Annotated in this window: 18 protein-coding genes; 9 read left to right on the top strand and 9 right to left on the bottom strand. The window is 67.8% G+C overall.

Going from position 1 to position 26,828, the window contains the following annotated elements; genetic code table 11:
* The 5 genes from Q7T26_00970 to mazG form a co-directional block, all read right to left on the bottom strand.
* The coding region (locus Q7T26_00970; protein MDO8530731.1) for a DUF1385 domain-containing protein at positions 1–493 on the bottom strand (493 nt) is incomplete at its 3' end.
* A gap of 116 nt (positions 494–609) precedes the next feature.
* A complete protein-coding gene (locus Q7T26_00965) occupies positions 610–2,925 on the bottom strand; it encodes a DEAD/DEAH box helicase (GenBank protein ID MDO8530730.1) in 2,316 nt (771 codons plus the stop codon).
* Between the two features lie 512 nt (positions 2,926–3,437).
* On the bottom strand, positions 3,438–3,677 hold the full coding sequence (locus tag Q7T26_00960; protein ID MDO8530729.1) for an Lrp/AsnC ligand binding domain-containing protein: 240 nt from the start codon (positions 3,675–3,677) through the stop codon (positions 3,438–3,440).
* A 32-nt stretch (positions 3,678–3,709) separates the two neighbouring features.
* Positions 3,710–3,982 carry a hypothetical protein gene (locus Q7T26_00955; protein ID MDO8530728.1) on the bottom strand — a complete coding sequence of 91 codons (273 nt, stop codon included), beginning with the start codon at positions 3,980–3,982 and terminating at the stop codon, positions 3,710–3,712.
* A 99-nt stretch (positions 3,983–4,081) separates the two neighbouring features.
* Positions 4,082–5,245: a nucleoside triphosphate pyrophosphohydrolase gene (gene mazG, locus Q7T26_00950; protein ID MDO8530727.1), complete on the bottom strand. Its 1,164-nt coding sequence runs from the start codon at positions 5,243–5,245 to the stop codon at positions 4,082–4,084.
* A 275-nt stretch (positions 5,246–5,520) separates the two neighbouring features.
* Between mazG and Q7T26_00945 the strand changes: the two genes are divergently transcribed.
* Entirely contained in the window at positions 5,521–6,240 is a 720-nt protein-coding gene (locus tag Q7T26_00945; GenBank protein ID MDO8530726.1) for a TIGR01906 family membrane protein, read from the top strand.
* Between the two features lie 64 nt (positions 6,241–6,304).
* On the opposite strand, the gene Q7T26_00940 is transcribed toward Q7T26_00945, so the two are convergent.
* From Q7T26_00940 to queG, 3 genes are all read right to left on the bottom strand, one after another.
* Positions 6,305–6,490, bottom strand: coding sequence for a hypothetical protein (locus Q7T26_00940; GenBank protein ID MDO8530725.1), 186 nt, complete (start codon positions 6,488–6,490; stop codon positions 6,305–6,307).
* 54 nt (positions 6,491–6,544) lie between these two features.
* Positions 6,545–6,760 (bottom strand): hypothetical protein, encoded by a 216-nt coding sequence (locus Q7T26_00935; GenBank protein MDO8530724.1) that lies wholly within the window; start codon positions 6,758–6,760, stop codon positions 6,545–6,547.
* 866 nt (positions 6,761–7,626) lie between these two features.
* A complete protein-coding gene (queG, locus tag Q7T26_00930) occupies positions 7,627–8,844 on the bottom strand; it encodes a tRNA epoxyqueuosine(34) reductase QueG (GenBank protein ID MDO8530723.1) in 1,218 nt (405 codons plus the stop codon).
* Positions 8,845–9,304: 460 nt separating this feature from the next.
* Between queG and Q7T26_00925 the strand changes: the two genes are divergently transcribed.
* Both Q7T26_00925 and Q7T26_00920 read left to right on the top strand, forming a co-directional pair.
* The gene (locus Q7T26_00925; protein ID MDO8530722.1) at positions 9,305–10,816 is read left to right on the top strand and encodes a leucyl aminopeptidase; all 1,512 of its coding nucleotides are present in this window, start codon (positions 9,305–9,307) and stop codon (positions 10,814–10,816) included.
* A gap of 73 nt (positions 10,817–10,889) precedes the next feature.
* On the top strand, positions 10,890–12,194 hold the full coding sequence (locus Q7T26_00920; protein MDO8530721.1) for an MFS transporter: 1,305 nt from the start codon (positions 10,890–10,892) through the stop codon (positions 12,192–12,194).
* A gap of 108 nt (positions 12,195–12,302) precedes the next feature.
* Here the strand turns inward: Q7T26_00920 and Q7T26_00915 are convergent, their stop codons facing one another.
* Positions 12,303–14,747, bottom strand: a complete 2,445-nt coding sequence (locus Q7T26_00915) for a VIT domain-containing protein (protein MDO8530720.1) — start codon at positions 14,745–14,747, stop codon at positions 12,303–12,305.
* 313 nt (positions 14,748–15,060) lie between these two features.
* Between Q7T26_00915 and Q7T26_00910 the strand changes: the two genes are divergently transcribed.
* The 6 genes from Q7T26_00910 (at position 15,061) to Q7T26_00885 (ending at position 26,683) form a co-directional block, all read left to right on the top strand.
* A complete protein-coding gene (locus Q7T26_00910; GenBank protein ID MDO8530719.1) occupies positions 15,061–16,686 on the top strand; it encodes an HD domain-containing phosphohydrolase in 1,626 nt (541 codons plus the stop codon).
* Between the two features lie 212 nt (positions 16,687–16,898).
* Positions 16,899–20,216, top strand: coding sequence for an FtsX-like permease family protein (locus Q7T26_00905; GenBank protein ID MDO8530718.1), 3,318 nt, complete (start codon positions 16,899–16,901; stop codon positions 20,214–20,216).
* A complete protein-coding gene (locus tag Q7T26_00900) occupies positions 20,217–23,573 on the top strand; it encodes an ABC transporter permease (GenBank protein ID MDO8530717.1) in 3,357 nt (1,118 codons plus the stop codon).
* Between the two features lie 4 nt (positions 23,574–23,577).
* On the top strand, positions 23,578–24,498 hold the full coding sequence (locus tag Q7T26_00895) for an ABC transporter ATP-binding protein (protein MDO8530716.1): 921 nt from the start codon (positions 23,578–23,580) through the stop codon (positions 24,496–24,498).
* Entirely contained in the window at positions 24,495–25,262 is a 768-nt protein-coding gene (locus Q7T26_00890; GenBank protein MDO8530715.1) for an ABC transporter ATP-binding protein, read from the top strand. The genes Q7T26_00895 and Q7T26_00890 overlap by 4 nt, the downstream gene beginning before the upstream one ends.
* Positions 25,262–26,683 (top strand): M20/M25/M40 family metallo-hydrolase, encoded by a 1,422-nt coding sequence (locus tag Q7T26_00885; protein ID MDO8530714.1) that lies wholly within the window; start codon positions 25,262–25,264, stop codon positions 26,681–26,683. Before Q7T26_00890 ends, Q7T26_00885 begins: the two co-directional genes overlap by 1 nt.
* Positions 26,684–26,828: the final 145 nt, after the last annotated feature.

Here is a 26,828-nt window from a genome sequence, read left to right as displayed (position 1 = left end):
CCGCGCCGTGGTACGCGAAGACGCGCCGGACCTCCTCCATGCGGCCAATGAGCAGGATGTAGCCCAGGAACAACCCCATTCGGACGACACCCTCCACCACGTTGCTCATCAGAGGCGATTGCAGCAGCGGGTCCAGGAGGCCCGCCAGCAGCGTGGGCGACACGAAGAATACGAGTACGGCGAACGCGAGGCTGACGGCGATGGTGACGCCCACCGTGGCCGGCGATATCTCCTCCTCGCCCTCTTCCGTGCCCGCAACCCGCGCCGAGTCCAGCAGAGCGCGGACGCCAAGCGTGAGCGTCTCCGCCAGGACCAGAATGCCCCGCACGAAGGGCACCTTCCGCCACGGAGTGGTGGCCGCGCCGCCCAGCGGCGTCGTCCAGGTGGCGATGTCGCCGGTGGGGCGCCGCACGGCCACGGCCATGTACCGACGACCGCGAATCAGGACACCCTCAATGACCGCCTGGCCGCCGTAGAAAAACCGCTGGTTCACTGCACGGACATCCCGCTACGCTCCCTTTTCACTCGGACGCCGTTCTTCGGCTACGCGTCTGCGCAATCAAGAATAGCATGCTTCCCCCTTTTCCGCATTTGGTTGTCGCGCGCAGCCTATGCGGAGGCGGACGCCGCTCCCGCGCCCGGATTCAACCCCAGCACGCCGCGCAGGATGACGCCCGCGGCCAGCTTGTCCAGAGGCTCGTTATTATTGCCGCACTTGGGCGACTGAATGCAGCTCGGGCAGCCGTCCTCGCACGGGCACTCGGCCACGGCGCGCAGCGTGGCCGTCCAGAGCTGCTCCAGCAACTCGAACCCCTTCTCCGCTATGCCCACGCCGCCGGGATGGCCGTCGTAGATGAACACCTGCGGCCTCCCCGTATCCGGATGCAGGGGCGTGGACACGCCGCCAATGTCGTTGCGATCGCAGAGGGCGAACAGAGGCAGCATGCCGATGGTGGCGTGCTCGGCGGCGTGCAGCCCGCCCGACAGGTCCAGCCCCGCGCGGGCGACCTCCTTCAGCAACGGCTCCGGTATGTCCCACCACAACGCGATCGTGGAGAAAAGCTGCTCCGGCAGGTCCAGCGGCTCCTCGCCCAGGAGGTCCTCCGTCACGTGGCGCTTCCTTTTGTAGCCCATCACCCGGTTCACCACCTCCACCTCGCCCAGGTAGGCATGGGTGGCCCCCACCGCGCGCTCCTCCAGCACCTTGCGGATGCGGATGTCCGTCAGGTCAATCGTCTGTGTATAGTAAGGGGCGTCCGAGACGCGGGCGTGGGCCGTCCTGCCGGGGATATCCAGCCCGGTGATGAGATACGTCTCGCCCTGGTGCAGGTAGATGGCCCCCTGATGGACCTGGAAGAACGCGACCGACGATTCCACCGTCTCCAGCAGCGCGCCGGTGCCCTCCTCCACGATGGTGTACGAGTCGTTGGACGTGGAACGAAGGTTCACCCCCGTCGCGGGGTAGGCGACCGAGGCGGAGAGGTACCACGTCCTTCTTCGCTCGTGCAGGAAACCCTGCTCAGCCAAGGCCGCCACATGCCCGGTCATCTCCGGCCCGAAGTATTTTATGTCCACTTCGGTAAGCGGGAACTCATAGGCGGCGCACAGCAGATGGGGCCGCAGCATGTGGGGGTTCGCGGGCGAGATGAGGGCATGTTCGCACGTCTTGCCAAAGAAGATATCCGGATGGCGCATGAAGTACTGGTCCAGCGGGTTGTCCAGGGCCACCAGCGCGCTCAAGGAGCGGGCGCCGCGACGTCCGCTGCGGCCCGCCTGCTGCCACACGCTGGCGATGCTCCCCGGATAGCCGGTCAGCACCGTGGCGTCCAGGTCGCCGATGTCCACGCCCAGCTCCAGGGCGTTCGTGGCGGAGACGCCCAGAAGGTCGCCACGGACAAGCTCCTGCTCTATGCGCCGCCGGTCTTCCGGCGTGTACCCCGCCCTGTAGGGCGAAATGCGCTTCGCAAGCTCCCTGTCCGTCTCCTTGAGCCGCTCCCTGCTGTAAACGTAAAGGAGTTCCGCCAGGCGACGGGAGCGGGCGAAGAGGATGGTGCGCGTGCCCGATTTGACCAGCTCGGTGAAGAGTTGGGACGCCTCGGAGTTGGCGCTCCTGCGCGTGCCCCGGACCTCGTTGACCAGAGGCGGGTTCCAGAAGACGAAATCCTTGCCGCCGTAGGGTGCGCCGTCGTCGTCAACCACGCGGAACGGCAGGCCGGTCAGCCGCTCGGCGTGCTCCCCGGCGTTGGCGATGGTGGCCGACGCCAGCACGAAGCGCGGCGACACCCCGTAGAAGGCGCAGAGCCGGCGCAGGCGGCGCAGCACCAGCGCCACGTGGGAACCGAAGACGCCGCGGTAGGTATGCGCTTCGTCCACCACAACAAAGCGCAGATGCCGCAGAAAGCGCGACCACGCCCGATGGTTCGGCAGGATGCCCGCATGCAGCATGTCCGGATTGGTGATGAGCACCTGAGCGCTCCGCCGCACCTCCGCGCGCTCCGCTGAGGGCGTATCGCCGTCGTACGTGGCGGCGCGAACAACGATGCCCGCCGCGGAGGTCAGACCCTGCAAGGCGCGCAACTGGTCCTGGGCCAGCGCCTTCGTGGGGAACAGGTAGAGGGCGCGCGCGCCCTTTTCAGCGAGCAGCGTTTCCAGCACGGGCAGGTTATAGCAGAGAGTCTTGCCGCTGGCGGCCGGCGTGCAGACGACGACGTTCTGGCCGCTGCGCAGGGCGTTGATGGCCTGCGCCTGATGGAGGTAAAGGCGGCCTGCCCCAAGCTTTTCCAGGGCGGCGCCCAGCACGGAAGGCAGAGGCGCGTCGAGGTCGGCGTACCGGGCGGCGCGCGGCGTAATCACCTGAACGTGGGCCACCTGGTCCTTGTACCAGGGCTGACGCTTCACGTGGGCCAGGAAGCCGATGGTGTCCATACCGTTGTTCGTCCTGGAAGCACTTATGAACTGATCACTATACCTCGTGAGACGCCGAGAGGGAGTCGTCGGTGGCGCACCCCACCCATTCTACAGACGCGGAGGCTCTGCTGAAATCCGAATATCCGGCAGAGCTTCTGGATGGTCGGATTGGGGTCCCCGTCCCGCTCATGGTGAGCCTGTCGAACCGCGAGCGGAGGATGTCAACGAAGCCAGGCGTGGACTACGTAGCGCGGATGCGAAGAGCGGGAGATGGGAACAATAGCTATTGGACAAGCGCGTCGCCGAGCGAGACATGCCTGGCTGCATACGCCTGGCGCTATCGTCGAGGCCGAGGCATCATCCAAGCATGCTCTGGCTGTTTGAGACCTTGCGCGGAGACTGAAGGATGCGCCCCGGCGATGGGAACGGGCGCGCATCCACGCTGAGGTTATTGCTTACCCATGCGAAGCGCCCCTCCTCAGGGAAGGGAGCCGCGCACGCTATATGTCGACGGGGGGTGCTCTCAGCGGCTACGACGGCTTCATCGACACGCAGGTCAGGGTGCTCAGGACGCCGTCCACCGGACGGACGGACCGGCGCAGGATGTCCGTCATCTCCTCGAGCCGATCAATGCTCATCTCCAGCACAACATCGTACGGGCCGAGGACTTCGTTGACTTCCTTCACCGCGGGGACGCTCGCCATGTGCGCGACGACCGCCTTGGTCTTGGCGGGCTCGGTGGTCAGCAGGACATACGCTTTGATTGCCATAAGTGTCTCCTTAGCGCACGTTGCAGGTTGGTTTAGAGGCCCGCGTTCCGTTCGTGCGGGTCTCCCCGGCACGACAGACATAGCAAAGCCTGATCACTCCGCTCGTAATGCTCGAACTCCTCGGTGGATGTGTTCACGAGCTTTGCGCACTTGGGGCAGGAGTAGCGGACGCGCTCGCCGTGCACTTCGACGTTCAGGTCCGCGTACCAGAGGTGGACGGCCGCCTCTGACAGGCGTCCCACGCTGGGGCTCATTTCCCGGTGCCGCTTCGCCAGATCGTGCAAGCTCAGAGTCGTTTGCGCCACGACGCACCTCCTCAGGAGCCGCCCGCCAGGACAGCAGGAGCTAAAAATATACACCTCATTATAGCAGACTCACGATAAAGCGACGCCCTTGCGCGGCGTTTACGACGGCGTGTGGCCCAGAATACGCTTGGCCTCCTGCCACAGCGCCTCTTTCCGCTCCATCGGGAGTTTGGCGAAGTCCAGGCCACGCTCCCGGCACAGGCGTTCCATTGTGGTGAACCGCTGGCAAAAGCGCGCGTTAGCCCGCCGCAGGGCGGTCTCGCTGTCGAAACCGAGCCACCGGGCGATATTGACCAGGGCGGTGAAGATGTCGCCCAGCTCGCTCTCCTGCTCGGCCTTGTCGCGGGCGCTGCGAAACTCCTGGATTTCCTCCTCCACCTTGGCTAGAACGCCCTGAACGTCGCTCCAGTCGAACCCCGTGCGGGCGGCCCGCGCCTGGACCTCCTGGCTGTACGCCAGGGCGGGCATGGACCTGGGCACGCTGTCCAGGATGGACGCGCCGTCTCCCCGCTCCTTGCGCTTCAGCTCCTCCCAGCGGGTGTACACCTCGCCGGACGACGCGACACGGGCGTCGCCGAAGACGTGCGGATGCCGCCGGACCAGCTTGGCGCTGATGCCGCGCGCCACGTCGTCCATCGTGAAGGCGCCCGCCTCGCGCGCGATCTGCGCGTGGAAAACTATTTGTAGAAGCAGGTCGCCCAGCTCCTCGGCGGTCTTACGCGCGTCGTCGGAGTCCAGCGCCTCCAGGGTCTCGTAGCATTCTTCCAGCAGGTATTTGCGGAGCGACTGGTGGCTCTGCTCACGGTCCCAGGGGCAGCCGCCCGGGCCGCGCAGGCGGGCCATGATGCCGACCAGTTCAGCAAAGCTGGCCCCGCTGTCGGCCCCGCTAACGCGCGGCAGATAGAGAAAAGCGAGCGTTTTCCCCGCGCCCTGCTCAGGGATGTCCGCGAGAGCCATTGGGTGGACGCGCGGCGCGCCCCGAGCGGGGACGCGGACGAGGGTTACGCCGTGGCCGGGCGGATAGCTGGCCAGCAGCCGCTCCCGCAGCGCGGCCATGCCCTCCGCGGCCAGCGGGCCGAGCAGCGCGGGCATGTAGGGCCGCGGCTCCGCATCCGGCCCGCACAGGAATAGTCCCTGCGACAGGTCCAGACCGAGCGACTCCGCGGCCCGCTCCGCAAGGCGGAGTGCGACAGCCACGGCTGGAGCGGAGGGAGCGCTCGCCTCAAGCGGCGTCACAGCCTTACCCGCCTGTTTACGCGCCACGGACAGCGCACCCCCTGGACGCGTGAGACCCAGCCAATGCCTCGGCGGACGTCCCGCTGCGCGCCGGGCGTGGCCTGCGCATTCTAATCATTCTCTAATTATCACCCCAGAGAGGATTCGCAGGGACTCAGGAAGACGACGAGGCCGAAAGTGGAACTCGCCCCGCGTTGAGCTGGATGCTCGCAAGATGACTGGCGCAAGCTGTATTATAGGCTGGCCCTCCTTGCGTTGACAAGGAAACGCGCCCAGTCGTACCATTGGCACGAGAGGTGTCCATGTCCACCATGCGGCCCCGTCTTCGCACCGTCCTCGCCTATGTTTTCGTCCTGCTTCTGCCGGCGCTCTTCATCACCACCAGCGTTCGGCTCGCCTTTACCGCTCTCCCTCTGTACACATACGGGTTCGAGCGGTACGGAGCGGCGGAGCGGACCCGCATCAGCCCCGCCGACCTGGAGCAGGTGGGCCGCGAGTTTATCGCGTTTTTCAACGGAGACGACCCGACCTTGCGCATCCGCGCCCGCGTCTCCGGCGTGGAGCGCCCTCTATTCAGTGAGCGGGAGGTCGCGCACATGCGGGACGTGCACGATCTGGTGAGGGGCTTCTTCCGGTGGCAGACCGCCATGATGGTCGCGCTGGGCGTGTACGTGGTCGGGGGTCTCGCGCTGGCAGGCGGACGGTTCGCCCGCGAGTTGGGCTGGGCGCTTTTCTGGGGCGGCGCGCTGACATTGGCGCTTTTCGCCGTTTTCGCCGCGCTGGTGACCGTGGCGTTCTCGCAGCTCTTCCTGCTGTTTCACCTGCTGAGCTTCAGCAACGACTTCTGGACGCTTGACCCGGCGCGCGACTATCTGATCATGCTGTTCCCCGCGGGCTTCTGGTTCGACTCCGCCCTAGCGCTCGGCGTCATGATAGCGGTGCAGGCCGCCGTGGCGATAGGCGCGGGCGTGGCGCTGACGCGGGCGCAACGGGCGCGATTGCGGCGGCTGAAGGCGGCGTAACAGAGGGTCGAAGCTGAGGGGCGTGTCGCTGCTTGCTCTGGAATCGCGGGCGACGAATGGCGAGCTACTCGCCGGCGCAGCGCCCGCAACCGTCCGGCGTGCAGGCCGGCCCCGCGCCCTCTGGCGCCATCGCGCAGCCGGGGCGCTCCGCGGAGGCGGTCGCGATAGCGAAGAGCGACAGGACGCGGCGTCCCGTTTCGCGGCACGCCGGGCAGGAGGCTGATTCGCTGGACCGGCTCACCGGGCGCATGACCTCAAAGGTCGTGCGGCAGCCGGAACAGAGGTACTCGTAAATGGGCACGGGCTAGACCTTCCCGCGGACGCACTTGCCCTGGAACCACCGTCGGCGCAAGCTCCGGCGGCGAATCGTGCGGATGGCGGCGCCCTTCTGGTACCCGTACCTGCAGGGCGCGCAGGTGACCAGGCCATTGACACCGTCTAGCAGCTTCTCTTCCGGCGTGCGCTCGTCCTCAAACTCCACCTTGCACCAGGAACAGACGGCGAGGCTCTTTTTCAGCATCACGCTCTCCTACGCTGCGTAAGCCGATTGTAGCACCCGTCAGTTGCCATCTTCAAGGTGTTTGTCCAGGACTTTAGGCCCAATGTTTCGAATATCCGCGGGAAATGGGAGGGGTTGCCCGGCGCGTCGTCACTCGGCGGGGCGTGCCGCGCTCGACATAGGCGCCTCGCCGACGCTTCTCAACGAGCGGGCGCAGTCCGGCTACGATTCTGCAGCTATGGACACGCCACGATTGGTGTATAATGTGAATGAGGGGATGGGAAGAGGGCAAGAAGCAGCGCGAGAGGTTCTTGAAAGGGGGTTGGGATATAGATGACGGTTTCCTCCTTTGGAACTCGGGTCCCGGCCTCGATGATAACGGCCTGAAGTCTCATCTCGGAAGCTCCGGCCCCAGCGAGGAGGCCTTCCAAGACGAGCCGGGTAGCCCCAAGAGGCGGAGGTCACCGCAAACGGGGTACGGGACCCGGGGAGCCTGGAAGTAAACAGGTAATCCGCAAGGCGTGGCGCTCTGAATGCGCGGCGCCTTATTTTATGCCCCTGGCATGGGGGCTGTCTTCGCCAACCCAAGCAAGGTCTTTCGCCACTTCAGCATGAATGAGCACGTGTCCCTCATCACCCCTTGTCCTTCCGCGCACGGACGCGGGAACTCCTCCGGGGTCACGCCGCGGGGAGATTCCTCGTCCTTCTTTGGAAGGACTCGGAATGACAGATGTGTTGTGTCATCCTGAACAAAGTGAAGGGTCTACGTTAGTTGAGGACAGATGTAGATTCCTCGCTGCGCTCGGAATGACAGGAGGCATGCTCGGAATAACACGTGAGACGCTGCCAGCCTTGCTTCCACCTTTTCCTGGCTTGGGAGAAGGGAGTCAGGGCGATGAGGCAGCCAGGCTCCCCAGCGCCGCTTCTATCTCTTCCCGCACGCTCGCGTCCGCCTCGCTCGCCAGGGCCAGACGCAGCGCCTCCTCCGCCTCAGGCCCGCCGATGCGCCCCAGCGCCCAGGCGGCGTGCCCCCGCACCAGCGGCTCCTCGTCCCGCCGCAGAGCGCGGGCAAGGGCGGGTGTCGCCGCAGGGTCGCCGATGTTCCCCAGCGCCACGCAGACGTTGCGCGCCAGGCCGCGACGCTTCGCCCGCGTGACCGCCGTCCCCCGGAACCGCGCCGCGAACTCCTCCTCGGTCAGCGCCAGCAGCAGCAGAAGCTCCGGCAGCCCTTCCGCGGAAGGGGGCGCCGCGTCGTTTGACAAGCTCACGACGAGCGGCTCGCCTGTCCTCTCCCGCTCGCCCCGATCCCGCTGAAGAACGAGCGAGTCCTGTGCCCGCTTGTTCACCGGGCAGACCTCCTGGCAGATGTCGCACCCGAACACCCACGTGCCGACGAGAGGCCGCAGCGCGCGCGGGATAGGCCCTCGGCACTCGATGGTCAGGTAGGAAATGCAGCGCCGGTTGTCCAGGGCGTAGGGCGTGAGCGCGCCCGTGGGACAGGCGGGGATGCAGGCGGCGCAGCGCCCGCAGCTTTTGCGGAGCGGCCTGTCCGGCTCCAGTTCCAGGTCGGTGATGACCGACGCCAGGAACACCCACGACCCCATCTCGCGCGTCAGAACGTTGGTGTTCTTGCCATACCAGCCGATTCCCGCCCGCGCGGCCACGGCCCGCTCCGCGAGGGGGCTGGTGTCCACGAAGAGGCGCGTGCGCACGGGCCAGCCCGCGACCTCCGGCAATCGCTCGACGAAAGCCTTGAGCCTTTTGCGCAGCACGGCATGGTAGTCCCGGCCCCATGCGTAGCGGGCGACTTTGCCGCGTCCTTCCCTGGAAGGAGCGACGCCATCCGCCGCGGGAGACTCGCCGGTGTAGTAGCCAGCGGCCACGGCGATGACGGAGCGGGCGTCCGGCAGAAGCTCCCGAGGGCGGCAGGCCAGCCGGGCGCGGGCCTCGGTGAACCACGGCAGGTCGTCCATCATGCCCGCCCGGACACGCGCGACCATCGCCGCTTCCTCGCGCTCGAACGGCTCGGCAGTGGTCACGCCCGCCAGGTCGAAGCCGACCTCACGGGCAAGGGCCTTGACGCGGGCGGTCAGCGGGTCACGCATGACGAACTCCCTTTGACCCAGTATAGCCAAACGCGGGAAGCGCGCGCAGGGTAGATACACGCGCCTCACCCCCTTGGTCCCCCTCTCCTGCAGAGGGGGAGAAGTCAGGGATGACTACGGGAGGACACCTCCCGTCCCCTCCGGCGGGGCTGCGCCCCTGCACTCCTTGCGGCGCGGGCGACGCTACATTCATCACGTTCCGTCGTGACAGAGAGCGTGAAAAGGAGGGATTCTCATGTCCATTCCATCCCTCTCCTGTGGAGGATGCGGTCCTCTGCGCCCTCAGGACGGGATAGCGCCGCTAAAGCAGGGTGCCAAACGCCGTACGACATGCCATCATCGGCCACGGGACGCGTCGCGCCTCGAGAGGAGAGAGGCACCGTGTCCACTTCCTGCGCCATGCGCAAGGCGGTATGATAGTCCCTCAGACCATACGCAAGATGCATTGAGGTGAGCCGCTATGGAAATTAAGGTCGTCCGCCAGGACATCCTCGCGCTTCAGACGCACACGCTCGTCGTCAACCTGTTCGAGGGCGTCAAGCAGCCCGGCGGGGCCACCGGCGCGGTGGACAAGGCGCTCGGCGGCGTCATCAGCCAGCTCATCGCGGAGGGCGAGGTCACCGGCAAGCGCGGCCAGGTGACTCTCATCCACACCTTCGGCAAGATCAAGCCGGCGCGCGTGCTCGTTCTGGGCCTGGGCAAGCGCGAGAAGTTCACCCTCGACGCGGTGCGCGACCTGTCCGGCGAGGTCTGCCGCTACCTGCGTCGGCTCGGCGCCAAGAGCGCCGCCACCATCGTCCACGGCGCGGGCATCGGCGGACTGGAGCCGGAGGCGGCGGCGCGGGCCGTCGCGGAGGGCACGGTCATGGGCCTCTACACATTCACCCGCCACAAGTCGCACCCCGAGGAGCCGTGCAACACGCTCCAGGAGCTTCTGCTGGTGGAGCGCGACGCCGACAAGCTCCCCGCGCTGGAGCGCGGCGTCCAGCAGGGGCGCGTGCTGGCGGAAGCCGTCAACCTGACGCGCGACCTTATCAACGAGCCCGCCAACGTCCTGACACCCACCACCCTGGCCGAGACCGCCGTGCGCGTGGCCGCCGACCACGGCCTGGAGTGCGCCGTCTATGACCGTGAGTGGATGGAGAAGATGGGCATGGGCGCCCTCCTGGGCGTCGCGCGGGGGTCCCGCCAGCCGCCCAAGTTCGTCGTGCTGCGGTACTGGGGCGACCCGGCCAATCGCTCGAAGGCGCTGGGACTCGTGGGCAAGGGCATTACCTTCGACTCCGGCGGCATCTCGCTCAAGCCCGCCGAGGGCATGAGCAACATGAAAGGCGACATGTCGGGCGCCGCGGCGGTCATCGCCGCCATGCGCGCCGTCGCCCAGCTTGCGCCGCGCGTCAACGTGACGGCCCTCATCCCCACTGCTGAGAACATGCCCGGCGGCAACGCCCAGAGGCCCGGCGACGTGGTTCGCGCCATGAACGGCAAGACCATTGAGGTGGACAACACTGACGCGGAGGGACGGCTCATCCTGGCCGACGCGCTGTCCTATGGCCGCAAGCTGGGACTGTCGCCTATGGTGGACGTTGCGACCCTGACCGGCGCTATCCGCATGACCTTCGGCAGCGTCTGCTCCGGCGGCTTCACCAACGACCAGGCGCTCCTCGACCGCCTTGTCCGCGCGGGAGCACAGGAGGGCGAGCGCATCTGGCAACTGCCCATGTACGAGGAGTACCGAGAGCAGAACAAGAGCGATGTGGCGGACATGAAGAACTCAGGAGGGCGCTTCGCCGGCTCCATCACCGCCGCAATGTTCCTGTCGGAGTTCGCTGAAGACACCCCCTGGGTGCACCTGGACATCGCGGGGTCGCGCTACGCGGAGAAGGACTCCGGCGCGTACGTCAAAGGGGCAACGGGCGTTATGACAAGAACTCTGGCCCGTTTCGTTATGGAGATGGCGTCCGGCGGGTAGTCCAGCGCAGGATGGTTCCCACGCCTGTGCTATACTGCGCTCTCGTGGGAACTGAGCCGACCGGCGAACGCGCATGACCTCCCCGTCTCTCGCCCAGCGGTTGCGCCACATCTACCCTGGCTGGCTTGTGGTGGCCGCCGCCTTCTGCGGCTTCTTCATCGAGCTTGGCACAACCGGATGGGCCTTTAGCGTTATCCTCAAGCCAATGTCAGAAGACATGGGATGGACCCGGTCCATGTCGGTCGGCGTCATCACCATCGGCGGCATCCTGGCCGTTGGCGGCGCGGTCCTGATAGGGCCTCTGGTGGACCGCTACGGCGCACGGCTCTTCATGGTCGCGGGGGGCGCTCTCTACGGCGCCCTGCTGATAGCCACGTCCCTGGTCACCAGCATCTGGACGTTCTACCTGATCCTGGGGCTGGGGATTGCCCTGGCCCGGCCCACCCTGAACATCGTGGCGCCTTCAGCAGCCATAGCCAACTGGTTTGTCCGCAAGCGGGGCCGCGCCTACGCCGTGGCGGTAGCGGGCGCAACAATGTCGGGCATCACGCTCCCACCCACAATCCTGTTCATCATCACCAGCTTTGGCTGGCGCGGCGGGTTCGTTTTCCTGGGTCTCCTGACATGGGTGCTGATCATTCCTTCCGCGTGGTTCTTCGTCCGGCGCCGCCCCGAGGACATAGGGCTACGCCCCGACAACCTGCCGCCCGAGGCCCCCGACGCGGCGCCCGAACACGACAGGGCCGACGACCCCGGATGGACGCCGCGGCAGGCTGTCCACACACGGGCCTTCTGGCTGGTGCTCGGCGGCATCGTCGCGACGCAGATACCCGCCGCGACGATTTACATTCACATGGTCGCTTTCTACAACGACCGGGGGTTCTCCGTCAGCGCCGCCGTGGCCGCGGTGAGCATCTACGGCGTGGGCGCGCTTATCGCCAAGCCGGTGTGGGCCGTGCTGGCTGAACGCTGGCGTATTCAACGATGTCTGACCCTTTTCGCAGCCACATACGCCGCGGGTATAGCTCTCCTGGTCTTCGCGCTGACGCCCACGACCCTGTACCCTGTCACTTTCCTGCTGGGCTTTGTCGTCGGGGGCAGCATGCCCCTGCGCGCTCAGGTGTGGCCCGACTACTTCGGACGGCGCATCGCGGGGACCATCACCGGCTGGGGGAACATCGCGCAGGTCATCGCGACGGCGGGCGGCCCGCTGGCGGCGGCGTGGGCGTTCGACACCCTGGGCAGTTACAACCCCGCCTTCATCGTCTTCGACGTCCTCTGCGTCATCGGCCTCATCCTGTTCGCGCTGGCGAAACCGCCGACTCCCCCTCTGCCTGTGCCTCCCGCACCGCTCGCAGAGGCGCAGACGGCGCGCTAAAGGCAGCAGTCGTCCCCGACTTGCTCAGATAGGGGGCGCCCGCGACGCAGGCGGGGGCCGACAAAAGCTTCCCCTGCGCCGCGGGCTATAGACATCGCCTTCCGGCTGTTAGCCGAAGAGGCTGTGGAAGATGTCTGCAATCCAGCGCACAGCCACCTCCAGCAACCCGGGCGCTGCACTGGCGGGCGGCGGACCAGCCGGTATGCGGGGCGTCGGCGCGACCGTTGGAGTCGGACTCGGCGTCCGCGTGGGCGCGGGCGTGAACGTAGCCGTAGGCGTTGCGGTGGGCGTCGCCGCCCCGGTGGGCTGAGAGGAGACCTCCGCCGTCACCCGATAGGCCGCGCCGCCCAACATCACGATCACTCTGTCTCCCACCGACAGGTAGTGCGCGGCCTCCGGATAGCGATCGAGCAGCCGGAAGTAGCCCTCGCTCCCGAACGGCACGTCGGTCAGCGGCGTCCCCTGCCGATAGCTTGTGTCCATCCACACGCCGTCCCGCAGCAGGAAGACCCTGGCGCCCGCCACCCGCTGATCCTGAGCGGAGGCGTCACCCGCCACCTGCGCCCGTCGGAGCCCCTCGATAGCCTGACTGGCCTGCACCGCCGCTGCGCCTGACTGGGGTGCAAGCGATGGCGCTGGCGCGGGCGCGCCCTGCGCGGGCAACGGTCGCGGAGTACCTGGCGGCGTCACGCCGGCGTCCTTCTCCCGCACAAGGAACGACGTGAAGGGCGTCGCAATGGCGTAGCGCGTCGCCAGGGCGACCACCTCGTCCACAAGCTCCTTGCTCTGCCCGTTCAGGCGTATCTGATTGAGCAGATAGCCGACCTTGCGCGTGGCCCACAGGCGCGGCAGGAACGCCGCGGAGGCGCTCTCCGAGGGGAAGCTCTGACCGGCGTACGTGTACGTCTTCTCCTGACCGTTGACCAGACCCTTGAGCGCGATGGCCGCCGCGACCTCGCTGCGGTAGCGCCCCACGACGACAAGCTGATTTCCTGCATACAGGTCCGGCAGAGGCTGGGGGTACACGTCCTCCACCTTGACGACGCCCGTATCCAGCTTCAGATCGGTGAGGACGGGCGTGCTGGTCTTCTCGTAAAAGCGGGCCAGCTTCTCTTGAATATCCTGGCCGGGACGGATGTAATCGCTGACGCCCCGGTTGCGCTGCGCAATAGTGTCCAGCAGGAAGGCGTTCACGTCATCGCCGACTCCGAAGGTGAACAGGCGCACGTCCTTCTTGCTGGCCTGAGCGACGCCGTCAATGATGGCGTTCGGCTGGGTGACGCCCACGGTCGGCAGACCGTCCGTCAGGAAGATGACCACGTGCGGACGCCCCCCGCCTTGCGGGGCCATGCCCAGGGCCGCCTGCAGCGCGTCGTGGATGTTGGTGCCGCCCGCCGCCTGCAGCCCGCGGACAAAGGGGACAGCCTGTGACCGCTCGCTTGCGGGCCGCAGGGCGTCCGCATACGTGCTCACCGCCGAGTTGAAAACGACGATGTTGAAGCGGTCGCCGGGGTTGAGCCTGTCGAGCACGTACTCCAGGGCCGCCCTGGCCTGCTCCATCTTCTGGCCCTGCATGCTTCCCGATATGTCCAGGACGAAGACGACGTCCTTGTCCACCGCCTTCGCGGGCGCATCCACCGGCGGCGCGATGAGCAGCAGGAAGAAGCCGTCCTGTCCCTTCTCGCGGTAGGTCAGCAGGCTCAGGCCAATATCTCCCGGCGCAAAGCTGTAGTACAGGTCGAAGTCCCTGTCCGGGCGCGCGTTCGACGCCTCGTAGCTCACGTCCGCCTGCCGCTCGGACGCCCGCGTCACCGCGACCTCGTGGCTGGGCGAGTAGATAGCCTTGATGGGCTGCGCGGCCTTCAGGGTCGCATGGATTGTCAGTTCCCTGATGAGCGGCGCGGGTGGCAGGGGGAAAGCCTGCGGAGCGCAGCCCAGACAGGGCCCCGGCTCCATGACCTCCCGAGGTAGAATGCGCGGCGACTTCAGCGGGTACACGTAGTGCGCCACGCCCGCGTCGGCGGGCAGCACCTGGGCGTACTCAAGCTGGATGCGGCGCTCCCCCTTCGGCGGTATGGGGAAGATGCGCGCCTGGAACGCACTGCGGCCCACGTACTCAAGCAGAGCGGGGTCGCGCTGCTGTCGGACGATGCTCTCGTATATCTGGCGCGCCTTCTCCTTGGGCAATAGCTCGCCCTGCCAGCGCTGGCCGTCCACGTACATGTCGAACGAGGAGATGGCGGCGTCCTCCGGCAGGGGGAAGAGATAGACCCCCTCCACGGGAAAGGAGCCGGTGTTGACGAAGAGCTGGTCAATTCGGGTTGTGGCGACCTGGCCGTCAATACTTACCTCGACGCGCTGGTACTTGACCTCCGGCGTCGGCAGGATGACCGGCATGCGTATCGGCGGCATGGGCGGCTGCGGCGGAAGCGGACGCACGGGCGTCACGCCCACGGGCGGCTCAAAGCCCTGCGCGAAGGCGGGACCAGCGGGACCCGCCAGCGTCCCCAGTCCAACGAGGAGAATGAGCAGCAAACGCGCTATCGTGTTCATGGCGTCCTCCAGTAATGACGTCCCGTGTTCCGGCCGTCACTATGAAGACGCCGACGGCGCGGGTTTTGTTCCCGAAGCCGCGGGCGACTGAGCGACACATAGCAAGTTGACAATAAACGAGGGGGGGGGGTAAAATGGTACTGCTGCAATCGGACGCATTCATTTCTGTTCATCTTTAGGCGCTCTGATTGAGGGAGGGGACGCCGCGCGGCGCGTGGCGTCCCCGTTTGTTGTGCGCCGCGCCGTGCGGCGACCGAACTGGTCACGACAGAGCGACCGTGAAGCGCCGCCGGACAGACGCAGGAGGCTGACTATGGGTGAGACTGGGGTTCTGGACACGCTTGACAGGCTGACCGCACGTGTTTTCACGTCCGCGGAGCCAGGTCGTACCGCGCGGATGGCCGCAGTGGGCGGCGCTTTCCTGGCGGTGGTGGCGCTGCAACTGGCGCATATGCTTGGCTTTGCCCCTGTGGCAGACGAGGCCTGGGCTGCCGCATCCATGCTGGCGGCCGCATTGCCTATTGCGCTGGCTGCGGCATATCTTGGCTGGAAGGCGGCGGCGATTCCAGGCCTCACCCTTGCACTCCTACATCTGATGGAGTATTTGTACACAGATATGGGAGTCGAACATCTCATTCATGCGATAGCGATCCTATTCGTGGGGTTCCTGATGAGTTGGGCTGTTGCACACCAGCGCTCGCGTTTTCTGGAGACGCATCGGCTGCTTGACGAAACGACCCGCCTCAATACGCAGTTAGATGCCCAGCGCAAAACGGCGGAGGCTCGGGCGCAGCGCCTGGAAGCCCTGAGAACGATCACGCAGGCTATCGCGTCAAACACAGAGGTGTCGGACGCCATGCGCGCCGCCCTGGAGAGCACCGCAAAGGCTCTCGGAATGGACGGCGGGTTCATCTACCGGTTTTCGCCGGAGACACAGACACTTCTGCTCATGCACTTCTACGGCGTATCTCCGGAAGCACTGGCGCGCATCCGGACTATTGCGCTGGGCGAAGGGTTGGTCGGGCACGTCGCGGCCACCAGGGAGCCTTACAGTATAGAAAACGTTGACACGCATACCGGTCAGGTCAAGCCGCTCCAGAACACACCCCTGGCGACGGGCGTGCGCGCCATTTCCCGCCTCAGTATCCCTCTTGTAACGGCAAGCGCTGAATTGCTGGGGGTCGTGACGCTGCTCAGCGCTCGTCCGCATCCATTCGCCAGCGAAGACATGAGTTTCCTGGAAATGGTGGGAAGCGAAATAGCATCCGCAATAGAACACGCGGGGCTTCTGGAGACGGCCACGCGAGAGGCGCGGCAGGCCGAGGCCCTGAGCCGCGCGAACAGGGAGACCGAGGAGCAAGTGGATGCTTCTCTCGCCAACTGGGCGCTAGAATACGGCCACGATCGCGTGGAGGCCCGTTTTCCCTTCCTGGCAGGCAGCACGAAACGGATACAAACCCTCGCAGACCGTCTCGCCGGAGACCTCTTCCTTTCCGAAGTCCACAGGAATGCGCTGGCGCTCGCGGTGAATTCAAGGGACGCCGGCCTCCTTGCTATTCCCGACGGAATTATCTCCAAGACCGGGCCTCTCACCGCCGAGGAGTGCGTCCAGATGCAGAAGCACCCCCAACTTAGCCTTCGGTTCCTCGCTTGCCTGCACCTGCTACGCAACCCAGCCCCGTCAGATGTCCTGCCGCTCATCGCGCACCACCACGAGCGCTGGGATGGAACGGGCTATCCAGACGGACTGCGCGGAGAGCAAATTCCACTGGGCGCTCGTATCATCGCCGTCACGGAGGCGTATGAAGCGCTGACGCACGACCGTCCCTACCGGCGCTGCTACTCCCATCAAGAGGCCCTGGCTATTCTGCATGAGGGCGCGGGAAGCCAGTGGGACCCGGCGGTCGTCAAGGCCCTGATTGACTCCTTCGGCGCATAGTCCTCTCCTTCGCCCTTGTCCTTTCGGTCCGCGCAGGCTTTCTGGCATGGGCCGCCATAGCCACCCACTCCCCACTCCGCGCGCGCACGCGTTGACACCCGCCTGTCACCGCCGATACACTAGACCGCACTCTCCGTCGTCTTTCGTTCGCTTTGCTTCGTTAAGTGGCAGCGCCCGCCGCCCGGACCGGACGGGCGAGAGGGAAACCCACCGTGGTGAAAACGCCGCGCCTGCCCTCTCTGGCCTACCTGGCCTTTCGACAGAGCCGCGCCCATGCCCGGCTGGTCGTGGGCGTCGCCCTGGGCATGCTGCTGGCCGCCACCGTCCTGGCCGCCATCCCGCTTTACCTGCGGGCCATCAGCGACCTGGGCCTGGCGTACGCCATTGACGAGCGCGGCGCCACCTTCCTGGACTTCGAGGCCGTCTCCTACAGCCGGCCCATCGCCCGCCGCGACTACGAGAAGGCGTTGGCCCAGGTGCGCCAGGCCATTCGGTCGCGTATCGGCGCGTTCCAGCGGGAGGAGCGACGCGCGGCCTATACCCCCAACTTCGTCATGGCGCAGCGCGACCCCCAGGGGCGCGAGACCGGCCCGGGCGAGCGCAGCCCCCGCGCCTTTTTTTTCTTCCTGACGGACATGCAGCGCCACATCCTGCTTCTGGAAGGGCGACCACCGGCGAACCCGCCCGCGCCCGGCGCGGACCTGGAGGCGCTGCTGGGCGTGTGGGCGGCCGGCGACATGCGCCTCCGCGCGGGCGATGTGGTCACCTTCCACCCCTTCGTCACGGACCCCCTGCCGAGCGTCCGGGTGCGGATAGCGGGCATCATCCAGCCGCGCGATATGAAGGAGGACTTCTGGCTGGGGCACCAGGAGTACTTCGTCGCCACTCGAGACTCGGGCGGACAATCGCGGACGTTCGCGCTCTACGTGCCAGAGGACCAGTTCTTCTCCGTGCTGAACGACCGCTTCCCGGTGCTGCTGGTCAACTACTGGTGGATCGCCACCGTCGAGCCGTCCAGAATCAAGGCGTCGGACGCCTCCCGCATCCGGCAGTCCATCACGGACCTGGAGGGAGACCTGAATCGCGCGCTCCCGCGCACCCTGGTGTTCACCGGCCTCAATCGGCTCCTGGATGACTACGAGCGCAAGCTGGTTTTCGCGCGCGTCCCGCTCGTCATTTTCGCCCTGCTGATGCTGGGAGCGGTCGTCTATTACCTGACGATGACCGCGTCCTTCCTGCTCCAGCGCCAGGCGCCCGACCAAGCGGTCCTGCGCGCCCGCGGCGCGAGCACCGGGCAACTGGTGGGAATCTTTGCGCTCCAGGGAGCGTTCGTCGCCATACCCTCCGCCCTGCTGGGGCCGGCGTACGCATACCTGCTCGTCGCGCCGCTGGGCCGGTTCAGCCCGCTGGCGGCGCGCACGGACGGACGGTGGCTCTCCCTGCCCTTCGCGCCCGAAATGTACGTGTGGGCGGCGGCGGGAGCGGCCATCGCATGGGCGGCCCTGCTGGCGCCCGCCGTCATCGCCGCGCGGCGCACCGTCGTGGACCAGCGCCAGGCCGCCGCCCGGCCCGAGACTCGCTCACCCGTGCACCGCGCCTACATAGACCTGCTGCTGGCCGCCGTGGCGCTGGTGATGTGGCTGGACCTGTCCCAGCGCGGCTCCTTCCTCGCCCAGCGCCTCTTCGGCCAGGGCCCGCTCGCCGACGGCGTGCTGCTCCTTACCCCCGTCGTCGCCCTCGCCGCCGGCCTCCTCCTGGCCCTGCGCCTGCTGCCGCTGCTGCTTGGCGTCATGGCGTCCCTCGCCCAGCGTTTGCCGTCGCCCGCTCTGCTTCTGGCCCTGCGCCACATGGCCCGCGAGCCGCTGCTGGCCGCGGGGCCTCTCGCTCTGCTGGCCCTGGTCACCGCGCTGGCCGTCTTCGCCGCATCCTTCGGCGCCACGCTGGAGCGCTCCTACAAAGAACGCGCGGCTTACGCGGCCGGCGCCGACCTCCGCGTGACCGCCTCCGCGGGCCAGGCCGACGCCCTTGCGCAGGCCCTGCCGCAAATGCCGTCCGTCCAGGCGTCCAGCCTCGTTCTGAGGGAGACGGGCCGCGTAGGCCCGGGCCAGAGCGCCCCCGACTACACGCTGCTGGCGGTGGAGCCGGACAAGATTCAGCAGGTAGCGTGGACGCGCCCGGACTTCTCCGCGAGTCCCCTCTCCGACCAGATGTGGCTTATCCGAGCGCCATTCGGGCGGCAGACGCCCAAGACGCTGCCCGGCGAGCCCCAGCGCATCGGCGTGTGGGTGCGACCGGACCGCGCCTACAACGGCCTGGGCCTGTCGCTGCGGCTGCGGGACGCGGGCGGGGACTACTACACGTACTTCCTGGGCCAGTTGGACTTTGACGACTGGCGGTTCCTGGAAGCCGACCTGGTGTCGCGCGGGCCGCCGTTCCCGCGCTACCCCGTATCCATCAACGCCCTCTACATGGCGGGTGGCCGCTTCAGCGCCATTGGCCCAACAGGCCGGGTCGTCTTCGACGAACTGCATGTGCAGCAGGCATCTGACATGCCCTCCGAGGTACTGGACAGCTTCGAGAACCCGGTCGGCTGGAGAACGCTGCCCATCGGAAACTTCATCCAGGACCAGGTGCGGGCCACGGAGGACGCCCGCCTTGACAAGGCGGCCATCGCCTTCGCCTGGACGACGTCCATCAGCAGCACGCCGCGCGGCATTTTCGTCGAGGACATGGACCTGCCAATCCCCGTCCTGGCCAGCCGCTCCTTCCTGCGCGCTTCCACCTACCGCGGCGGCGAGGAGGGCCTGGTGAGCATTGGCGGACAACTGGCGCCCGTAACAGTGCGCGGAACGCTGGACTACTTCCCCACGCTCGACCCAGCCCGCGAGCGCTTCATCATCGCCGACAGGGAGAAGCTGGCGGCCTACCTGCGGGCCGTCCCGGGCGCCGAGCCTCTGCCGCCCAACGAGGCCTGGCTGGCGCTGCGCCCCGGCGCCGACGCCCAGGAAGCGGACCGCCGCATGAGCGCCAATCTGCCGCCGGGCTTTACCATTTCGTCCGCCACCAGCTCCTACACCGTGCTGCGGAACGATCCCCTGGCCGCGGCGGGCTGGCGCGCATTCCTGATCATCGCTTACGAGGCGATGGCCGCGCTGGCGCTGCTGAGCTTTGCGCTGTACGCCCTGGTGTACACCCAGCGCCGCATGACGGAGTACGCCATCCTGCGGGCCTCCGGCTTCTCCCGAGGACAGGTGGCCGCAACCGCCGCCGTGGAGAGCAGCATTATGGTGACGCTGGGGCTAGCCCTGGGCATCGGCCTGGGACACCTGACCAGCGCGCTGGTGGTGACCTACCTGGATGTCACCGAGCGCGGCGCGCGCATCCTGCCGCCTTTCATCCCCACGGTGGACTGGGTACAGGTGGGCATAGTGGCGGCGGCAGCGGCGTTACTGGTGGCCGGGGCAACGGCGTCCGTGGTGCGCGCTCTGATACGCGCGCGGCTCCACCGGGTGCTCCGGGCGGGTGAGTAGATGTCCACCGTAAGCTTTGTGCTGGGCTTCCTCGCCAGGCGCATGCGCGCCCAGTGGCCTCTGGCCCTGGCCATCCTCATGGGCTGCCTCGTCGTGATCACGGCTATGGCCGGGGCCGTCCTCTACCCGGACGCGGTGGACCAGGTGGGACTGCAGCATACCCTGGCCCAGCGCAAGCCGGAGGACCTTCACATCCAGGTCAGCGCCTACTACTTCCCGCCCCAGCGCGACGCCTTCAATCAGACCAGCCGCCTGGTGGAAAGCGCCCTTCGCCGGGACGTCCCGTGGTTCTATTCAGGCGCCGTCCGCTCTGGAATCTCCGCTACCTTCTACGTGTCCCAGCCCGACGCCTCCGCGCCCCCGGACCAGAGGCCACGCGCCACTGTCGCGTACATAGCCGAGCCGACGCGCTACATCAGGGTCATCCGCGGCGCGGCGCCGGAGGTCGTCCGCGCCCCAGCCCGCCGCGGTGAGCCGAGCCCTTCCGTTGAAGGGGAGGTGCAAGCCCTGGCGTTCCAGGATGCAGCGGGGCGTTTCGGCCTGGACGCAGGGTCCGAGGTGACGCTGCTGCCCACCTGGGGATCGAACGAGCCGCCGCTGCGCGTCCGCATCACGGGCATCGCCGAGCGGCAGTCGCCCACGGACCCGTTCTGGACAAGCGCCGCGGCGAGCGCGGCGCTCCAGCCCCAGGCAAGCTACCCGCACCTGGCGCTGCTGACGCCGCAGGACACGTTCTTTGACACACTGGGGCCGAGCTATCCGGACATGACCGCCGACTACTGGTGGTTCCTGCCCGTGGACAGGGCGCAGGTGCGCCCGGCCAGCGCCCCGCGCATCCGCGACGGCCTGGAGACCCTGAACACGGAGTTGTCCGTGCGGGTGCGCCGCTCGCGGGTGGTTACGTCGCTGGACCGCGCCCTGACCGACTATTCCACCAAGCGGGAGTTCGCGCGCGTGCCGCTTGCCCTGTTCGCGGCGCTCGTCGTGGGCGCAGCCATGTTCTACCTGATTCTGGCGGCGTCCGTCTTCCTGGAGCGCCAGTCCGCCGAGATGGCCCTGCTCCGCTCGCGCGGCGCGGGCATCGGGCAGCTCATGGCGCTGCTGGCCGCGCAGGCCGCGATTATCGTCCTGCCCGCCGGACTGCTGGGGCCGCCCCTGGCGCTGGCCCTTGTGTCGGTGCTGGGCATGGCCGGCCCCCTGGCGGAGCAGACGGGAGGACAGCCGCTGCCCGTCGCCATGTCGTCCCAGGTACTGACAGTGGCCGAGGTGGGCGCAGCCCTGGTGTTCATGGTCGTGCTCATCCCTGGCATCAGCGCCGCGCGTCGCACCGCGCCCTCCCTGCGCGCCGCCCAGACCAGGCCGGGCGGCCGGTTCATCCATCACATATCCCTGGACCTGCTGCTGGCCGCCGTCGCGCTGGTGCTGTGGCTGGACCTCTCGCAGCGCGGCTCCTTCCTGGCCCGCCGCCTGTTCGGCCAGGGCCCCGTGGCCGACGCGCTGCTGCTTCTGGCGCCCGCCCTCGCCCTGGCGGCGGCGCTGGCGCTGGCCCTTCGACTCCTGCCGGTGCTGCTCAGCGCCCTGGCGTCCCTCGCCCAGCGCCTGCAGTCGCCCGCACTGCTCCTGGCCCTGCGCCACATGGCCCGCGAGCCGCTTCTGGCCGCGGGGCCTCTGGCGCTGCTGGCCCTGGCCGCCGCCATGCTGGTGTTCGCCGCGTCCTTCGGCGCAACGCTGGAGCGCTCGTACCGCGACCGTGCCGCGTACGAGGCCGGCGCCGACCTCCGCGTCGTCGGCCTGCGTGGCCCCTCCAGCGGCCCGTCGCAGCCGATTATGGCCGACATGGAACGTCTGGATGGCGCGGAGGCCACCTCCCCCGCCCTGCGCGAGCGGGGCGCCGTCCTGTCGGGTGGACTGGGCGCGTCGTTCAACATCCTCGGCGTGGACCCGCAGAGCTTTGCGAGCGCGGCGTACTTCCGGACTGACTTCTCGCCCTCCTCCCTGCAAGAGACCCTTGCCCCACTGGCGGCTGCGCCCACCGTGCAGGGGCGTTCGCTCCCGCAGGACGCGCGACGCCTGGGGCTGTGGGTGCGGCCCGCCGTGGCGCGAGCCGACCTCTCGCTATTCGTCCGCCTGTCCGACGCCAACGGCCACATCTTCAGCTTCCCGCTGGGCAGCTTGGGCTTCCGCGATTGGCGCTTCCTGGATACGGACATGACTCCCCGCCAGAGAGAGGATGCACGCCGTCCGCCACTGACGCCCGTGCAGCCCCTGTCGCTTCAGGCTATCTACATCGCAGCGCTGCGGGAGCCAGGGCTGGCCGAGCCGGGCGCCCTGTTCCTGGACGACCTGCGCGTCACAACGGGCGACGGGCAGGAGCTTGTGGTGGAGAGATTTGAGGATGTCTCACCCTGGCGGACGCTGGAGAACCCGAGCGTCCCGCAGAAGGACACCCTCACCGGCGCCGAGTCCGTCGTCCGCGAAGGGCGGGCCGCCGCCCTGCTGACGTGGGGGCCGGGCAGCCCCATATACGCCCGCGGCATCTACCTCGGCGGGGACGAGGCCCCTCTGCCGGTGGTCGCCAGCGACACCTTCCTGCGCAGCACAGGCTTCCGCGTCGGCGACGAGCCTGTCCTGGCGATCCGCGACGCTCCCATCCGCGCGCGCATCGTCGGGCGGACGCTCCTCTTCCCCACCATGTACCCGGGAGAGGACGGCTTCCTGGTGGCGGGACTCGCGCCGCTGGTGGAGCGGATGAACATGAAGACCACGAGCGGGGAGGCCCAGCCCGACGAGTTATGGGTGCGCGCATCAGACCCGGCCCGCGTCCGGGCATCTCTTCAGGCGCTGCGCCAGAGCGGCAAGGCGGAGTTCAGCGACATCAGAGAGAGAGAGAAGCTCGTGACCTCGTACAGAGCGGACCCGCTCATTGTCGCGGGATGGGCAGGCATGCTGGTCATCGCCTTCGCGGCGGTGCTGCTCATCGGCGCCACGGGCTTCGTCATCTACGCGGCGGCCACGGCGGAGCGTCGGAGCACCCTCTTCGGCGTGCTGCGCGCCCTGGGCTTCAGCCCCGGGCAGGTCCGCGCCATGGTCTGGGTGGACCACGGCCTGGTGGGCCTGCTGGGCGTGGCGCTCGGCACAGCGCTGGGCGCGGGCCTCGGCAGCTTCTTCCTGCGATTCATGGAGGTGACGGAGCGCGGCGAGCAGGTGGTGCCGCCCTTCGTCCTTCAAGTGGACTGGGCGGCCCTGGGCGCCGCCTATGTTATACTCGGGGCGGTCATAGGAACAGCCGTAGGCGTGGCCTCCGCGGCCTTCATGCGACAGGCCGTGGGACGCGCCCTCCGCTGGACCGGGGGATAGGCCAATGGGAGAACCGGCAGTGGCGGAGAAGCGCGCGGAAGGCCGGGCCTTCATCCTGTGCAACGACGTCTTCAAGATTTACAAGCGCGCCAACATTGAAGTGGTGGCCTTGCGCGGCATGGACCTGGCCGTCCAGCGGGGCGAGGTCGTAGCCCTTGTTGGCCCGTCAGGCTCCGGCAAGACCAGCCTCCTCAACATCCTCGCGGGCCTGGACAAGCCGTCCGCGGGCCAGGTCTCCGTCAACGGGCGCGACCTGCTCTCCGTAACGGAAGCCGATCTGGTCCGCTATCGCCGGGAGGACGTGGGCTTCGTCTGGCAGGACGTGGGGCGCAACCTCTTGCCCTATCTGTCCGCCGTGGAAAACGTGGCGCTCCCCATGGCCATCCAGGGCACGCCTCCGGTGGAGCGGCTGGAGCGGGCGCGGGGGCTGCTGGAGGCAATGGGCCTCGGCCCCAAGACTGGCCGGCGCCCGGCGGAGCTATCAGGCGGCGAGCAACAGCGCGTCGCCATCGCGGTGGCCCTGGCCAACCGCCCGCCCCTGCTGCTGGCGGACGAGCCCACGGGCGAGCTGGACGAGCGCACCGCCATTGACATCTTCGGGCTTTACAGCGAGCTGCGGAGGTCCTTCGGCGTCACCGTGGTCATCGTCACCCACTACCCCCGTATCGCCGAATACGTGGACCGGGTGGTGGCCATGCGGGACGGCCGCGCCAGCACCGAAACGATGCGCGTGCTCACCTTCCGCCCCGCGGAGCAGGCAGGCAGGGAGGAGGAGTTCGTGGTGGTGGACCGGGCGGGCCGCCTCCAGCTTCCCGCCGAGTACGTGGAGAAGCTTGGCCTGGGCGGGCGCGCGAAGCTCCGTCTCAAAGGCGACAGTATTGAAGTGCGGCGCTGGGAGCCACGTCAGGACGGCGAAAGGCCATGACCACGGGAGATAGCGGGCCGCTTCTTCTTGCTCAGGGCCTGGAACGCGCCTTCGAGAGTGGAGGCCAGCGCGTCCTCGCGCTCCGCGGGGTGGACGTGGCCGTCTATCCGGGCGACCGGCTCGCGCTGATGGGCCGCTCCGGCTCGGGCAAGACCACCCTCCTGAACCTCTTGGGCGGCCTGGACAGGCCCACGTCGGGCACGGTCTTGTTTCAACAACAAGACCTGGGGAGACTGCCCGAAGCGCATCTCACGAAACTGCGCCGCACAAGCATCGGCTTCGTCTTCCAGTCCTTCGGCCTCATCCCGCTGCTCTCCGCCTACGAGAACGTGGAGCTGGCGCTGCGCATCGCGGGGGGGCCCGCCAGGGAACGCGACGGGCGCGCGAAGGAGTGCCTGGAGCTGGTGGGCCTGGCCCATCGCATGAAGCACCGGCCCTATGAGATGTCCGGCGGCGAGCAGCAGCGCGTCGCCATCGCTCGCGCCATCGCCAACCGCCCTCGCCTCATCCTGGCCGACGAGCCGACCGGCGAGCTGGACTCCACCAACGCCGCCGCCGTGTTCGCCCTGCTGCGGGACATCGCCCTGCGCGACGGCGCAGCAGTGGTCGTGGCGACCCATGACCCGCTTGTGAAGGATGCGGGGTTCACCGTGCGCGAGCTGGTGGACGGCGCGTTCACCGACGGCTGGCGGCTGCCCCCGGCCTCCGAAGTTCCGCCAAACGCACCCGCGGCCCAAGCGGCGCCCGGATTCCGCAGGCGCTGATGTCCTGGCTACTGCCACCCCTCCGGGCACGGACCTTCGCCGCGCTGGGCCTGGCGCTGAGCGTGGCGCTGGCCGCCTGCGCGGTCCCTCAACCTCCTCCGCCTTCGTCGCCCACGTCTGCGCAGACGGCGCCACCCGCGCGGACACCCACCGTCGCGCCTCCGCCATCCGCCGCGCACGCCCTTCCCGCCACACCCCCAGCCTCCACCGCGCAACCAGTGGCGCCGCCGACTACGGTTTCCGCGCCTCTCTCCCAAGCCGACGCCGCGACTGGCGAGACGCTCGGCCAGTGGGCTTACGACTACGTGCGACATCTGAGCGTTGAGCTGGGCCCCCGGACATCCGGCACCGAGAGGGAGAAACGCGCCGCCGACTACATAGCCGCCGAACTGCGTTCCCTGGGCTACCAAGTGGAAATACCCCCGTTTCCAGTGCAGGACTACTCGGAGGCGTCCAGGCAGGTCGTTCAGGACGCGCCTGACCCGGCCTCCTACCGCGCCAGCCCTATCATCCTGTCAGGCCACGGCGCTGTCACCACGCCGCTGGTGCAAGCCGGACTGGGCCGGCCCGACGACTTCCCATCGAACATCACGGGCAAGGTGGCCCTGATGGAGCGCGGCGCGCTCACCTTCCAGGACAAGGTAGCGAACGCCGCGAAGGCGGGTGCGGCGGCGGCCATGATCTATAACAACGCGCCGGGACCGTTCCAGGGGAGCATGCAGTCCCGCAGCGCCATTCCCGCCGTCGCCGTATCCCGCGAGGACGGCGCGCGTCTTCTGGAGCTTCTGGACAGGGGCGGTGTGACGGTGACCGTCACCGTGCAGGTGGTCGAGTCTCCCAGCCAGAACGTCATTGGCGAAAAGCCGGGCGGCGACAGGGTCATCATCATTGGCGGCCACTATGACACGGTGGCCGCCTCCCCTGGCGCCAACGATAACGGCTCCGGTACTGCCGTGATGCTGGCCGTCGCCCGATACTTCGCCCAGCGACAGTTGCCGGTCACGTTGCGGTTCATGGGGTTCGGCGCGGAGGAAGCGGGGCTGGTGGGCAGCCGCGCGTACGTCCGGGCGCTTCCGGAGGCCGAGAGGAAGCGCATCGTCGGAGTGCTGAACCTGGACGCGCTGGGCACGGGCGCGCCGCTCCAGATGTACGGAAGCACAGCGCTGACGGAGCTGATGCAGCGCGTGGCCGACCGCATGGGGATCACCCTGCGCAGCGAGTCCCGCCCCACGGGCGGCAGCGACCACCTCAGCTTCATGCAGGCGGACATCCCCGCGGTGCACATTTCCAGCAGCGACCTGAGCCGCATCCACACGTCCAACGACCGCATTGAGTTCGTCGAGAGGGCCTTGCTGCGGGATGCCGCTCTGCTGGCCGTGGCCGCGGTGCAGGAATTGGCGACGGGCCCTCAATTACGCTAGCGTGAGAGGACCACCGCGCGCCGCCCGTCCGTGGGCCGTCACCCCGTCGTTTCCTTGACAATAGCCAATATCCGCCATATACTATCGCTACTTTTCCGACACGCCACGACGAATCACAAACTCTGGGCCACGTTAGCATTGACAG

This window comes from Dehalococcoidia bacterium (assembly GCA_030648205.1).
GTDB lineage: Bacteria > Chloroflexota > Dehalococcoidia > JAUSIH01 > JAUSIH01 > JAUSIH01.
Note: the sequence above shows the minus strand (reverse complement) of the source record. Positions and strands in the feature narration are given on the sequence as shown.

Excerpts from the sequence above, each read along its gene's own strand:
- Q7T26_00965 (MDO8530730.1), bottom strand. The coding sequence starts at position 2,925 with ATGGACACCATCGGCTTCCTGGCCCACGTGAAGCGTCAGCCCTGGTAC.
- Q7T26_00960 (MDO8530729.1), bottom strand. The coding sequence starts at position 3,677 with ATGGCAATCAAAGCGTATGTCCTGCTGACCACCGAGCCCGCCAAGACC.
- Q7T26_00945 (MDO8530726.1), top strand. The coding sequence starts at position 5,521 with ATGTCCACCATGCGGCCCCGTCTTCGCACCGTCCTCGCCTATGTTTTC.
- Q7T26_00940 (MDO8530725.1), bottom strand. The coding sequence starts at position 6,490 with ATGCGCCCGGTGAGCCGGTCCAGCGAATCAGCCTCCTGCCCGGCGTGC.
- Q7T26_00935 (MDO8530724.1), bottom strand. The coding sequence starts at position 6,760 with ATGCTGAAAAAGAGCCTCGCCGTCTGTTCCTGGTGCAAGGTGGAGTTT.
- queG (MDO8530723.1), bottom strand. The coding sequence starts at position 8,844 with ATGCGTGACCCGCTGACCGCCCGCGTCAAGGCCCTTGCCCGTGAGGTC.
- Q7T26_00925 (MDO8530722.1), top strand. The coding sequence starts at position 9,305 with ATGGAAATTAAGGTCGTCCGCCAGGACATCCTCGCGCTTCAGACGCAC.
- Q7T26_00920 (MDO8530721.1), top strand. The coding sequence starts at position 10,890 with ATGACCTCCCCGTCTCTCGCCCAGCGGTTGCGCCACATCTACCCTGGC.
- Q7T26_00915 (MDO8530720.1), bottom strand. The coding sequence starts at position 14,747 with ATGAACACGATAGCGCGTTTGCTGCTCATTCTCCTCGTTGGACTGGGG.
- Q7T26_00910 (MDO8530719.1), top strand. The coding sequence starts at position 15,061 with ATGGGTGAGACTGGGGTTCTGGACACGCTTGACAGGCTGACCGCACGT.
- Q7T26_00900 (MDO8530717.1), top strand. The coding sequence starts at position 20,217 with ATGTCCACCGTAAGCTTTGTGCTGGGCTTCCTCGCCAGGCGCATGCGC.
- Q7T26_00895 (MDO8530716.1), top strand. The coding sequence starts at position 23,578 with ATGGGAGAACCGGCAGTGGCGGAGAAGCGCGCGGAAGGCCGGGCCTTC.
- Q7T26_00890 (MDO8530715.1), top strand. The coding sequence starts at position 24,495 with ATGACCACGGGAGATAGCGGGCCGCTTCTTCTTGCTCAGGGCCTGGAA.
- Q7T26_00885 (MDO8530714.1), top strand. The coding sequence starts at position 25,262 with ATGTCCTGGCTACTGCCACCCCTCCGGGCACGGACCTTCGCCGCGCTG.